This window comes from Idiomarina sp. D18 (assembly GCF_057748155.1).
On the sequence record NZ_CM173240.1, the window covers coordinates 983,611 to 997,153 of the forward strand.

Genomic DNA, 13,543 nt, shown 5'->3' on the forward strand with positions numbered 1-13,543 from the left:
CGGCTTAACGGAAACCCGTGCGACGCAATGCGTTAGTAGTAAAGTCATTACGGTTAGGTTCAATGTCCCAATCCATGTAATCACTCTCTTCATTGCCTAAGCCCAATGAGATGTAGCGACCTGAGTTAAGGTCGTACAATGCTTCGGCTGCCATCCAAGGCACGTCCTGATTATAGAACTGAGTATTAAGCGCTTCACCGACGCGCCAGAGTTCACCACGACCATCATAGTGGTCAATGATAGACGCTGTCCACGTGTCTTCATCAAGATACATAGTACGTTTTGAGTAGATATGGCGTTCGCCATCTTTCAATGTACCTTCGACAACCCAAACGCGGTGCTTTTCATAACGAATCAAGTCTTGGTTCATGTGGCCCGCTTGGATGATTTCATCATAATCGAGCTCAGGATCCATGATCTTGAAGTTATTATAAGGAATATAAACTTCCTTCTTACCTTTTAACTCCCAGTTATACTTGTCAGGTGCACCATTGTACATATCAAGGTTGTCTGAGGTACGAAGACCATCAGCTGCTGTACCTGGTCCATCATAGGCTACGTTAGGCGCACGACGAACGCGGCGTTGACCGGCGTTGTAGATCCACGCGCGACGACCTTCTTTAACCTGGTTAATGGTTTCATGTACCAACAATACAGTACCTGTTAAACGTGCAGGCGCTTCTACTTCTTGTAGGAAATAGAACAGGATGTTGTCATCTTCTGGACCACGGCCTGATTCTAGGTACTCTGGGAATACTAGAGTTTCTTTTAGTTCAACGGGAACAAAATCACCACTTGCCAATACTGGGAACTGGGCAACGTTACGGGTAACCTTACCACCACGGAAACGCGTGATATGGTTCCAAACCGCTTCAACACCTGTTTCCGGAATCGGGAATGGGATAGTTGTAACTTCGAAGTTTTGAATACCATTACCGCCCGCAACTAACTCAGCATTCTCTGCGTTCTTTTTAATTTTTGGCCAAAGTGAGTCAGGGTAGGTTGCAGAGCGACGCGTTGGATAAACGATCATTTTGTAATCGTCATACTTATTAAACATCGCAATCTGACCTGGCGTCAGGTTGTCTTTATATTGATCGAGGTTATCGTGAGTAATCGTGAACAGTGGTTCGTCACTTGCGAACGGGTCCGTGCCGCGCACAATCTCAACGCTTGCATCAGAATAACCACCATTCCAAGCTGGAATTGAACCGTCTGCATTACCGGCTTTTTCAGCACCAATCGGTGTTAAATCCTTGCCTAAACGATCGGCTTGGTCAGGCGTGACCTTAGCCATTACGCTGGCGGAGATAACTGATAGGGCGAATACACCCGCTTTTAGCATCAGTTTATTCATGGGTAATTTCCTTGTTGTTCTACTTTCGTACATCACTTTGCCAGAGGTTAGACCTGTAAGACAATAGTTTCACTAAAAAAAGCAGGAAAATATGCGAAAAAGGTTTTCAAATGAATATAACCTTATACAATTCTAAGACATTTTTTTTGTTTAGGAGGTTCCATGCGTCTGTCCCCAACCCATATTGGGTTGTTGCTCAGTGGGGTTTTGAGCACTTTTGCATTCGCACAAGAAACCGATGTGTCGTCGCAGCAAGAATTTGATGTGATTTACGCGCCGGCAATGCAAGCAAGCAGCAAACTAATTATAAAAAACCCGCTTATTGCAACCGCTAAGCTATCTAACCGCCTTGTTGCGGTCGGCTCACATGGCAATATCATTACTCGAGATCTCAATAGTAACACATGGAAACAGGCTAATGTTCCGACCAGTGTGTTACTGACCAGTGTCGACTTCGAATCTGACTCGATAGGCTATGCCGCAGGTCACCATGGCGTGATATTAAAAACGACCGATGGCGGCAATACTTGGCAGCGTATCTTTGATGGCTTTGATCTGCTCGATCTTGAAGTTGCGTTTTATCAGCAACGCATTGCAGAACTCGAACAAAAAATAGCCGCAGACGGTGATGAGTCGGGTGATTTGCAGTGGGCGCTCGATGATGCCAAGTTCTATTTAGAAAATGCACAACGTGCAAAACAAGAGACAGGCCCTTCAAAACCGATATTAGATATTAAAACGCTAGCCAATGGCGATGTGCTGGCGGTAGGCGCTTACAACACTTTGTTGGTCAGCCAAGATAAGGGGGCGAATTGGCAACTTATTAGTGGTCGTCTAGATAACCCAAATGGTTTTCACTTAAACGCCATCGCTACGCAGGGCGACAATGTATTTATCGCCGGTGAAGCGGGTACCGCGTATGCGAGCCAAGATGGCGGCGCATCATGGTCGTCGGTTGCACCGCCGTACGATGGTTCATTGTTTGGTGCTCACTTTGATAACCAAGGTCGGTTATGGACCTATGGACTACGTGGCAATATTTTTGTCTCGGACGACTTAGGTGAGCGTTATACCGCAATTGATAGCCCTGCGGATGCCAACTTGATGAGTGGCTACGCGGGTACTAAAGGTACTCAATGGATCGTGGGTAACTCAGGTGTCATTTTAGAAATTACGCCCTCTCTCGACGTGACTGAACACACACATCCAAGTAGTGCTGTATTCGGCGATATGGTTGAATTTAACGGCGAAAAAGTACTGACCAGTCGTTCTGGTATTTACTATTGGCCAGCAAAAACAACCCAAAGTGACACAGCGGAAAAGGGGCTAGAGTAGCGTGGATAATAATATCGAAAATAAAAAACCCTCTTTACTCGAGCGGGCATTATTTAAGTTTCGTTTAGGTTGGTTACTGTTATTTGCGGCGGTCACCCTTGTGCTGGGCTACAACGCCGTTCAAGTGCGCCCAGACGCTTCTTTCACCAAAATGATTCCGACTCAGCATCCGTTTATTCAAAATTATTTTGAATACCAAAAGGATCTATCGAGTCTTGGCAACGTGGTGCGTATTGCCGTTGAAAATAAGCAAGGCGATATTTTTGAGCCTGAGTTCCAAGAAACGGTCAAGCAAATTACCGACGAAGTGTTCTACATTCCTGGTGTTAATCGCTCAGGTTTACGAAGCTTATGGACACCCAATGTACGTTGGATGGAAGTCACTGAGGAAGGCTTTGTGGGCGGCCCGGTTATCCCAGACGGTTACGATGGTGGCAAAGAGTCCATAGCTCAACTGAGGGAAAATGTGCTTCGCTCCGGTGAGGTGGGTAACCTGGTTGCGAACAACTTCGAGTCAACTATCATTTATGTCCCTCTCGACGAAGTGAATCCCGAAACGGGCGAAAAGCTGGATTATGGGGAATTTTCGGAGCGCTTAGAAACCTTAGTACGTGACAAATATCAAAGTGATGAAATTGGTATTCACATTACCGGTTTTGCCAAGTTGATTGGTGATTTGATCGATGGTGCCGAGCAAGTGGGTTTGTTCTTCTTGCTAGCGATCCTTATCACTTTGGCTATGTTGTATGTGTACAGTCGCTGCTGGCGTAGTACCTTCACCGTACTGGGCTGCTCAATCATTGCCGTGATTTGGCAACTGGGAATTATCGACCTGATTGGTAGCGGGATAAACCCATACTCGATGCTAGTACCGTTTTTGGTGTTTGCTATTGGCGTCTCTCACGGTGTGCAAATTATTAATGCCATTGGTTACAATCGCACGCATGGTTTCGACAAATTTGAAGCGTCCAAGCTTGCTTTTCGGAGCTTATACATTGCGGGTCTAACCGCATTGGCGAGTGATGCGATTGGCTTTACCACGCTGATGGTGATTGATATCGCTGTGATAAAAGAGCTTGCGATTGCGGCCAGTATCGGTGTAGCGGTTGTGGTACTGACTAACTTAGGTTTATTACCTATTGTGATGTCGTACTTCGGGGTATCTGATAAAGGTGTCGAGTATCACAGCAAAGCGGAAAGCGAAAAACACATCGTGGTGCGTACCTTTGAGAAGTTTGCTCAACCGAAGTGGGCCTACAGTGCCTTGGGTATCGCGATAGTGTTATTGGCATGGGGTCTTTATTACGGCCAGCAAATGCAGATTGGTGACTTGGATAAAGGCTCACCCGAGTTACGTCCAGATAGCCGTTATAACCTCGATAATGCCTATATTGTCGATAACTACAGCTCGAGTACCGATATTTTTGTGGTTATGGCTGCGACTGAGCCACAGCAATGTATCGCGTACAATAACCTCGAGTTTATGGATCGCTTTAGTTGGCACATGCAAAACACCAACGGTGTACAAGACGTAAAATCGATTGTGTATGTGTCCAAAATGGGTATGTTTGCCATTAACGAAGGTAATTTAAAATGGTTCACCTTAAACCGTAACCAGTTTGTTACCAATGCATCGTTGAGCCGTATCCCTGATGGCTTAATTAATAACGATTGTTCGATGGCGCCGATTATCATTTATCTTGATGACCACAAAGCTGAGACGCTGAAAAATGTGGTCGCCTCGGTGGAGTCATTTAAGCAGAACTACCAAAAAGAAGGTATTGATCTGCTGATGGCAGCAGGCAACTCAGGTATTGAAGCGGCGACAAACTCTGTTATTGAAAGCGCACAGAACAAAATGTTGCTGTGGGTCTACGGTGTGGTCATCTTCCTCTGTTTAGTGACCTTTAGAAGCCTACGCACAGTCGCCTGTATCGTCTTGCCACTGGCGTTTACAACGGTCATGAGTCAAGGGTTAATGGCAGTGCTAGGGATAGGTATTAAAGTTGCGACCTTGCCTGTTATTGCACTCGGTGTCGGTATTGGTGTCGACTATGGCATCTATATTTACAGTAAGGTTAAGGAAGGCCTGCAACGTGGTATGGATCTGCCTGCTACCTATCGTTATGCACTTGAGAACACGGGTAAAGCGGTCGGCTTTACTGGATTGACGTTAGCGATTGGTGTCGCGACGTGGATCTTCTCACCGATTAAGTTCCAAGCCGATATGGGTATTTTGCTCACCTTTATGTTCCTTTGGAACATGCTTGGTGCGCTGATCTTGATACCTGCGTTGGCGCGTCTATTTAAGGTCGGAAAACTGCATCAAAAATAAACGCGTATAATTTATGGAAAAAAGTCAAAAGGCGTCGGCTTTAATCAAGTCGGCGCCTTTTTCAGCTATAGCGATGGTAGGGGCGTTGGTATTACCACTGATAGGCGTTGGCATTATTGACGCATCAATAACTCGTAATTTGTTGACTCCGCGCACACAGCATCGTGGATCAACGACGGAATGCTGGTCTTGACCCATCCGACACGTACCTACAGGGTGGTAGATCAGGCCGATTTCCTCGGTAATTTGCTGGGCGAGTTCGCTATCTCGATTGTAGGGGCGAGGAAACAACCGTTTACCTACGAATGGCTTTAGGGCATCGGTCTCGAGTAAGCTACACACCTTTTTAACCGCCGCTGTCAACGCGACTAAGTCATTGGGATTTTCGAAAAAACGGTAATTGATGAGTGGTTTTCCAAACGGATCCTCGGGGTTAATTTGAACGCTTCCGAGCGACTCAGGTCGGAGCAAACAGACATGAATACTGAAGCCATGCTTTAATGTGGGCCACCAGTTATAACCTGAGTCTTTAAACATGACGGGTAACACGTGGCACTGAAATCTAGGTTCGTTGCCATTCGCCCAATCGTTATCGCTCACATCAAAAAATGCGCCTACCTCAGCCAATGAATGGCTCAACTGTCCATTTTTATTGATCAGGTAGGAAAAAAACGCGGGTAAGAGTTTCAGCAAACCCCAAGGTGTAAGTGTCAGTCCGTTACGTTTTCTATTTTTTACATGGACACAAATATCTGCGTGTTCGGCAAGATTCTTACCCACTTCGGGCGCATGGTATACCACCGGAACATGCACCGATTTAAGTGATTCGCTGTCACCAATTCCCGAACGTTGCAAAATAACAGGTGATGCGAGTGCACCGGCGGCAAGAATGACTTCACGATTGGCATAAAAATGTTGCTTTTGCCCCTCACAAAACGCCTCGACACCTTGGGCATTGTTTCCATCAAATAGCACACGATGAACATCGTAACCCGACAGTATGGTTAAGTTATGTCGGTCTGCCACCGGTTTTAAGTAAGCTTTATAGGTGCTGCAACGTTCGCCATCCGCCATAGTAAATTGGAATGGACCGACCCCCGTTAAGGTGTCGCCATTAAAATCAGAATTGTACGGTAGCCCGAACTCTTGGCAGGCCTCCAAAAATGCACGACAAACGGGGTAATAGGGGACTTTATCACTGACTTTTAACGGACCTTGAGCGCCATGGTAATAGCTAGCACCACGCTGATTAGCTTCGGACTTTTTAAAGTAAGGAAGTAATGCAGCATAACTCCACTCGTGGCCAGCGGCATCGGCCCAGCGTTGATAGTCTTGTTGACTACCTCGGCAGTAAATCATTGCATTGATGGCACTTGAGCCACCTAACCCCTTACCCCGAGGTGTGTAGGTTGTTTGTTGAGCGAAGCTTTGGCCGCGGTAAAGCCAATTAAAGGTCGGGCTATGAATAAAGCGGGCAAAGCCAGAGGGCATCGCGGAGAAAAAGCCGGGCGGCTTGCGCCCAGCTTCTAAGAGTAAAATGCGGAATCGTCCGTCTTCACTCAGTCGATTGGCAAGCACACAGCCAGCCGATCCACCACCGACGATGATATAGTCAAAACTGTGTTCAAAGCCCTTGTGCGTAGTCATAAAGTGATTTCAGCAGCTGCATGCGATGTTTATTATCCTGATACTGCTGCGCTAAACCTTCAAGTTTTTCTGCAAACTCGGTTATCGAAAGTTGCCCGTTGGTAGGTTCAGTAAGGCGTTGACGACAGAACTGCTGCCAGCGTTGGAGCTCGCTTTGATCGAGTGTCGCCGGATAATTCCGTGCACGATAGCGAAACAATAGCTCGGGTAGACGGTTATCTTGCGTGTTCAGCTCAATACCGGCTAACTGTTCGGGTCTCATCGCACGGATCATCTGTAAGTTCTGCTTATCTTGGGCGTCGAAGAAACCATCGTATAAACGTTGATCAACGTCTAAAGGCGGCTGTTCGCCACGCTCGCGTGCGCTATCAAAAATCGTCATGATGCGATCACGGAAGTCACTGTTCTCGGCTAACCAACGAGTCCGCTCCCTAAGCGTGACCAAGTCGATTTGGGTACGCTGTTGCGCTTCCGCAGTCAGCGTTGCCAGCGGCGCTAAGAACGGGCAACGATTTAGCGTAATCTGGGTGGCGCCGGGTCGTTGGGTTCCGTTGGTTTCATGCTGCTGACGTGAGGCAAAGAGTAAATCTCGTAATTGCTCAGTCGAATAATCCGCAAAATCTGCTGGATTAATACGTAGATCCCAAGCGATCAGTGCGTTAGCACGTTGAGCGTGAAAACCAATCGGCAGCACAGCCGATACGAAGAAATTATCGGCGCCATACAAACCCGAGACGTGCACCAAAGGCTTAATCTGTTGCCAATTAATGAGGTTCATCAGGTCATTCTTATGGCGATGCTGTAAGGCAAACTGCCACAGTTTCGGTTGCTTTTCTGCAAGCAGTTGTGCCATCGCGATGGTCGCTCGGACATCGGACATAGCATCATGCGCTTGCCCATGATCAATACGGTTTGCTTGGGTCAACTTTTCAAGTCGCAAGGTCACACGGCCATCTTCGTCCTCCGGCCAATGAATACCCTCGGGACGCAGTGCGTAGCAGGCGCGTACCACATCAATCAGGTCCCAGCGCGAATTACCGTTTTGCCAAGTATGAGCATAGGGGTCATAAAAATTGCGATAACACAGTGACCTCGTTACCTCGTCATCAAACCGGATGTTGTTATAACCAATAATAATGGTATTAGGTTGACTCATTTCTTGCACAATGGCTTGCGCAAAGTTGGCTTCGTTAACGCCCTGATTCAGCGCATATTGCGGAGTGATCCCGGTAATGAGTACCGCTTCGGGGTCGGGTAAAAAGTCCGGCGTGGGTTGCGCATAGATCGTTAGAGGGCGTCCCACGGGTTGAAAGTCCAACGTGGTGCGCATCCCAGCAAATTGCGCAGGCCTATCAATCAGTGGCCGTGCACCCCACGTTTCGTAGTCGTGCCAGTAGAAGGTGGGTTGGTTTTTATTATTTTCTGGAACGGATTGCATGTCTCATACCGGCTTAATTTAGTTGGCTTGGAGGCTACACCATTGTTGGTAGCCCTGCAATATTAGCACTTTGATATTGAAGTCGTTAAGAGCGGCAACTAAAGGCGCTCAATTTGAGTGATTTTTAAGTCGTATGCTTTGTAGAGTTTTTCTTCGACGTTACGGTGGTCATCGTGATTAACCGCCAGCTCGGCATGAGGTAGAACACGCTCAGCGAGTCGACGAGCGATTTCGTCGCGCAAGTCGCGATCGCTATCTGAATGCTCAACCGTCGGTACGTTGAGTTGCACCTGCTCGGGTGCACCAAGATGATCGTAGTTAACGCGATAAGTGGGCATAGAGTTACCTCCAAAAACATTGCATTGTGGTGTCGATTACCCTGTAATGTGTAGTTCGAATCCGTCATTAAGGATAGAACCATGAAAATAAAAACAACACTGACTATGCTTACGCTTGCATTGGCGGGAACGTTCACTACCGCGGCAACGAAAGCTGAAACACATGAGTCCACGGATAACAAGACACCCATTGCTCTGGTTATTCACGGCGGTGCAGGCACGATTACCCGAGCTAATTTAACCGCAGAACAAGAGGCCGCGTACCACGCGAAACTCGAAGAGGCTCTGCAGGCGGGTTATGCAGTACTTGAGCATGGCGGCAGTAGCACCGACGCGGTGATTAGTGCGATTCAAGTGATGGAGGATTCACCGTTATTTAATGCGGGTAAAGGCGCGGTGTATACCTGGGATGGCGAGCATGAGCTTGATGCCTCAATCATGAACGGGGCGACGGGCAATGCCGGTGCTGTCGCGGGCGTAAAAACCGTAAAAAGCCCGATTGAATTGGCGCGTACGATTATGGATAAGTCGGTCCATGTGATGTTGAGTGGCGACGGCGCGGCACAATTTGCTCAGCAGCAAGGCTTAGCGTTGGTTGATAACAGCTACTTTGACACCGAACATCGTTATCAGCAGTTAATTAAAGCCAAACAAACGATTCGTAAAAGTGAGCAACCGGAACAACAAGCTTGGCGCTATCTCGATCTCGATTATAAATACGGCACCGTGGGCGCTGTTGCACTGGATCAGTCGGGTAACCTCAGTGCTGGTACATCAACCGGCGGGATGACTGCTAAGCGTTATGGTAGAATAGGGGATTCACCGATTATTGGCGCTGGCACTTGGGCGGACAATAGTAGTTGTGGTGTATCAGCAACTGGACATGGCGAGTATTTTATTCGTTATCATGTGGCTGCGGATATTTGTTCGCGTGTTAAGTATCAGAATCAAACCGTGCAAGAAGCGGGTGATGCGGTTATTCATGGTATTTTAGAACAAGCGGGTGGCACAGGTGGTGTCATTATTATGGATGCACAAGGTCACATTGCAACACCGTTTAACACCGAAGGTATGTACCGGGGTTATATTCGCAATGGCAAAGTGCATACTGCGATTTACAAAGATGAGGATTAAAGCGGGCGTTTATGAGTCGTACCCCCAAAAAAACTAAACCGCTATCTGCGGAGCAAAAACAAGCGCAAAAACAGGTGCTCGATAAATTTGCAAATGCACTGGCAGAATGTACGTTAGCGGATGCCGCGCTTCTTAGAGGGCGACTGCGTGGCAGTGTCAAAATTAAAGATACTGAGCGACGCGTGCGCGTTCAAAGCCAAATTGAGCAAGATATCGAGACAGCGCAATTGCATTTGCTCGCGCGGCAAGAGCAACAATTTAAACTGGATTACCCCGAACAACTGCCGGTCGCGCAGGAACGCGAGCGTATTTTAACAGCGATGCGCGAACATCCGGTGGTCATTATTGCGGGTGAAACGGGTTCGGGTAAAACGACTCAGTTACCTAAGATGTTGCTAGAGCTGGGGTATGGACGCAAAGGCACTATCGCACACACGCAACCTCGTCGACTGGCGGCACGTAGTGTCGCCGCGCGTATAGGTGAAGAGCTCGGTGATACGCAAAAGCAGCAGGTCGGTTATAAGATCCGTTTTCAAGACGAAACGGCACCGACCACTGCGGTCAAATTAATGACCGATGGTATGTTATTGTCGGAGCTGCAAAATGACCCTTTATTGCTACAGTATGACGCAATTGTCATCGATGAGGCGCATGAACGGAGCTTAAATATCGATTTTTTGCTTGGCGTGTTACACCAACTACGTCGCAAGCGCCCGGATCTTAAAATTATTATCACCTCCGCCACTATCGAAACCGAACGCTTCTCTAAGCATTTTGATAATGCGCCTGTACTCACTGTAAGCGGGCGCACGTACCCCGTCGAAGTGCGTTATCGTGACCCATCGGAGCAACCTGAGGCTCAGAATGATGTTCTGGCAAGTTTATTAGATGCGGTGCAAGAGCTGCAAGCTGAAGGTCCCGGTGATATTTTGATTTTCGCCAGCGGCGAACGTGAAATACGTGATTACGCGGAGGCGATTCAAGAACTGCAATTGCGCGATACCGAAGTGTTGCCGCTCTATGCGCGGTTATCGTCGAGTGAGCAGAACCGTGTCTTTCAGTCGCACAGCCAACGGCGTGTGGTGATTGCGACTAACGTTGCGGAGACATCACTGACGGTGCCAGGCATACGCTACGTGATCGATCCGGGTACCGTGCGCATGAGTCGTTATTCGTACCGAACTAAAGTACAGCGTCTTCCTATTGAACCGATTTCGCAAGCAAGCGCGAATCAGCGTAAAGGTCGTTGTGGTCGCGTGGGACCAGGTATTTGTATTCGCTTATATAGCGAGGAAGATTTTCTCAGTCGCCCAGAATATACCGATCCTGAAATTCTGCGGACTAATTTGGCGGCAGTTATATTGCAGATGTCCGCGATGCGACTCGGTGATATTAGGCGCTTTCCATTTGTCCAGAAACCGGATGAACGTTTTATTAAAGATGGTTTAAATCTGCTGGAAGAACTCAACGCGATTGCGCCCAACCGAAAACAACAGCAACCACGATTAACAGACACCGGTCGACAACTGGCACGTTTACCGCTCGATCCTAAACTCGCACGTATGGTGCTCGCCGGACATGAGCAGGGCTGCGTGCGCGAAATGCTGATTATTACCTCGGCGCTCAGTATTCAAGATCCTCGCGAGCGCCCGAGTGATGCAAAGGAAAAGTCGGACCAAGCACACGCACGGTTTGCCGATGACAATTCAGACTTTATGAGTTTTCTCAACTTATGGAATTATTTAAGAGAGCAACAGCAAGCACTCTCAGGTAATCAGTTTCGTAAGCAATTAAAGAAAGAGTTCCTGCATTTTTTACGTGTGCGTGAATGGCAGGATGTCTATACCCAAAGCCGACAAACGGCACGTGAGTTAGGATTACGCATTAATGAGGAAGCGGCGACTTACGAACAGGTGCACCGAGCACTACTCGCAGGCTTACTGTCTCAAGTCGGTTTAAAGGATGCCAAGCACGAGTATCAGGGTACGCGTCAAACTCGCTTTCATATTTTCCCCGGCTCTCATTTATTTGGACGACCACCTAAATGGGTTGTCAGTGCTGAACTCGTTGAAACATCAAAGTTATATGCGCGCGTTAACGCCAAAGTTGAGCCTGAGTGGATTGAGCAGGCTGCTGGGCATTTGGTTAAGAAACAGTATCTTGAACCGCATTTTGAAGCCAAACAAGGCAGCGTTGTTGCTGACGAGCAAGTGACGTTGCTCGGGCTGATACTGGTGGCGCGTCGGCGCGTACAGTTTGGTCCCATCGATCCCACGCTCGCGCGACATATTTTTATTCGTGAGGGGCTGGCGCAGGGCCAAATCAAACGTCAATTGCCTTTTATCAAGCACAATCTGGATTTGATCGCGAGTGTACAAGCGCTGGAGGAAAAATCGCGCCGTCGGGATATCCTCGTTGATGAACAGGAATTATTTGAGGCGTACGAGCGTCATATTCCAGAGGGAATTTATAACGAGAAGCTACTCGCAGGCTGGTGGCATAAGGCCGCAAAGTCTGAGCCTAAGTTGCTGTTCTTCAAGCGTGACGATTTGATTGACGCAGATACCAGCCATATTACGGAACAAAGTTACCCCGAGTTTTGGCGACAGGGTAACCTGAAATTGCCGCTGAGCTATCATTTTGAACCCTCCGCTGAAGATGATGGGGTTTCGGTGAATATTCAGTTGGCAATTCTCAATCAAGTCGAAAATGAAGGATTTGACTGGCATATTCCCGCGTTGCGTGAAGAACGAATAACCGCGTTGATTAAATCATTGCCCAAGCCGATTCGCAGAAACTTTGTGCCGGCACCTAACTTTGCTCAGGCCGTATTTGCGGATATTGAACCGAGTGAGTTGAGTCTGCTTGAAGCCATGTGTAAGAAGCTACTGCGTATGACGGGCGTGCGAGTGGAGCCCAGTGACTTTAAGCCCGAACAAATTGATGCTCACTTGCAAATGAATTTTAAAATTCTTGATGGTAAGAAGCTAATACGTCAGGGCCGTGACCTCACGGCGCTTAAAAATGCGCTATCGGGTCGCGTACAGGCGCGTCTTGATAAGACCGCGGGGCAGGAAGTTGAACGTGAACCATTGGAAACCTGGTCGATCAACGATTTGCCCAAGGTGGTAAGCGAAAAGCAGCACGGTTTTGAAATGCGGGCATACCCAGCGGTAACGGTAACGCCTGATGATCAATTACAAGTTCAGATGTTCGATCATCAAAAAGAGGCGGAGCTGGCGCATGCACAAGGAATTCGTGCCTTAGTGCTTAAACAAGTGCCTTCCCCTATCAAATACTTACAGAAAAGCTTGTCTAATAAAGCCAAGCTGGCGATGTACTTCAACCCCTGGGGTAAAGTTGATGCACTTATCAAGGACTGTATCGATGCGGCAGTGGATAATCTGTATCAAGATTTTGTTGCGGAGCAAGACGAGGTTCGCACGGAGTCTGCGTTCAACGCTTTAGTGGAAAAAACCCGTGCTGAGCTGAATGAGCGCGTTGAGCGTATCGCGCAGCAAGTTGAGCAATGTTTAATCCGCTCCAACGATTTGAAGAAACAACTGAAAGGAAAAATCCCATTGGACCAGATTCAATCGCGTGGCGATGTGCAGAAGCAGGTTGAGTCACTTGTTTATCGCGGTTTTGTATCTGAGGTTGGTGCCGAACGGTTGCAAGATATTGAACGCTACTTGAGTGCGTTGCAGCGTCGTCTGGAAAAGTTACCTGAAAATCCGAACAAGGACAGGCTGGCAACGTTAATGCTTGATGAATTGACTGAGAGCTACAATGCGTTGGTTAAACGCTATCGTCGTATCGTACCAACTGAGGTTCGAGAGATCTATTGGATGATTCAAGAGTTACGCGTATCACTCTTTGCGCAGACGCTGGGGACTAAGTACCCTGTGTCCGAGAAGCGGATTAAGCAAGCCATAAACGATATAAAGGCACCTTGAGGT

The 13,543-nt window shown here is 47.8% G+C and carries 8 protein-coding genes; 4 read left to right on the top strand and 4 right to left on the bottom strand.

Annotated elements, in window-relative coordinates; genetic code table 11:
* Positions 1-4 precede the first annotated feature (4 nt).
* Positions 5-1,357 (bottom strand): DUF1329 domain-containing protein, encoded by a 1,353-nt coding sequence (locus tag AC3AP5_RS04680; protein ID WP_487327102.1) that lies wholly within the window; start codon positions 1,355-1,357, stop codon positions 5-7.
* A gap of 162 nt (positions 1,358-1,519) precedes the next feature.
* Here AC3AP5_RS04680 and AC3AP5_RS04685 point away from each other — a divergent pair, with 162 nt between their 5' ends.
* Together AC3AP5_RS04685 and AC3AP5_RS04690 are read left to right on the top strand one after the other, a co-directional pair.
* Entirely contained in the window at positions 1,520-2,692 is a 1,173-nt protein-coding gene (locus tag AC3AP5_RS04685) for a WD40/YVTN/BNR-like repeat-containing protein (protein WP_286682276.1), read from the top strand.
* 1 nt (position 2,693) lies between these two features.
* Complete coding sequence (locus tag AC3AP5_RS04690; protein ID WP_487327103.1) at positions 2,694-5,027, top strand: efflux RND transporter permease subunit; 2,334 nt, start codon at positions 2,694-2,696, stop codon at positions 5,025-5,027.
* A 24-nt stretch (positions 5,028-5,051) separates the two neighbouring features.
* On the opposite strand, the gene AC3AP5_RS04695 is transcribed toward AC3AP5_RS04690, so the two are convergent.
* The 3 genes from AC3AP5_RS04695 to AC3AP5_RS04705 form a co-directional block, all read right to left on the bottom strand.
* Complete coding sequence (locus AC3AP5_RS04695; RefSeq protein ID WP_487327104.1) at positions 5,052-6,674, bottom strand: GMC family oxidoreductase; 1,623 nt, start codon at positions 6,672-6,674, stop codon at positions 5,052-5,054.
* Positions 6,652-8,112: an exodeoxyribonuclease I gene (sbcB, locus tag AC3AP5_RS04700; RefSeq protein WP_487327105.1), complete on the bottom strand. Its 1,461-nt coding sequence runs from the start codon at positions 8,110-8,112 to the stop codon at positions 6,652-6,654. The genes AC3AP5_RS04695 and sbcB overlap by 23 nt, the downstream gene beginning before the upstream one ends.
* Before the next feature lie 98 nt (positions 8,113-8,210).
* Positions 8,211-8,450, bottom strand: coding sequence for a hypothetical protein (locus AC3AP5_RS04705; RefSeq protein ID WP_006955360.1), 240 nt, complete (start codon positions 8,448-8,450; stop codon positions 8,211-8,213).
* An 81-nt stretch (positions 8,451-8,531) separates the two neighbouring features.
* Between AC3AP5_RS04705 and AC3AP5_RS04710 the strand changes: the two genes are divergently transcribed.
* Both AC3AP5_RS04710 and hrpA read left to right on the top strand, forming a co-directional pair.
* On the top strand, positions 8,532-9,584 hold the full coding sequence (locus AC3AP5_RS04710; RefSeq protein ID WP_487327106.1) for an isoaspartyl peptidase/L-asparaginase family protein: 1,053 nt from the start codon (positions 8,532-8,534) through the stop codon (positions 9,582-9,584).
* 11 nt (positions 9,585-9,595) lie between these two features.
* Positions 9,596-13,540, top strand: a complete 3,945-nt coding sequence (hrpA, locus tag AC3AP5_RS04715) for an ATP-dependent RNA helicase HrpA (protein ID WP_487327107.1) — start codon at positions 9,596-9,598, stop codon at positions 13,538-13,540.
* The last annotated feature ends 3 nt before the right edge of the window (positions 13,541-13,543 follow it).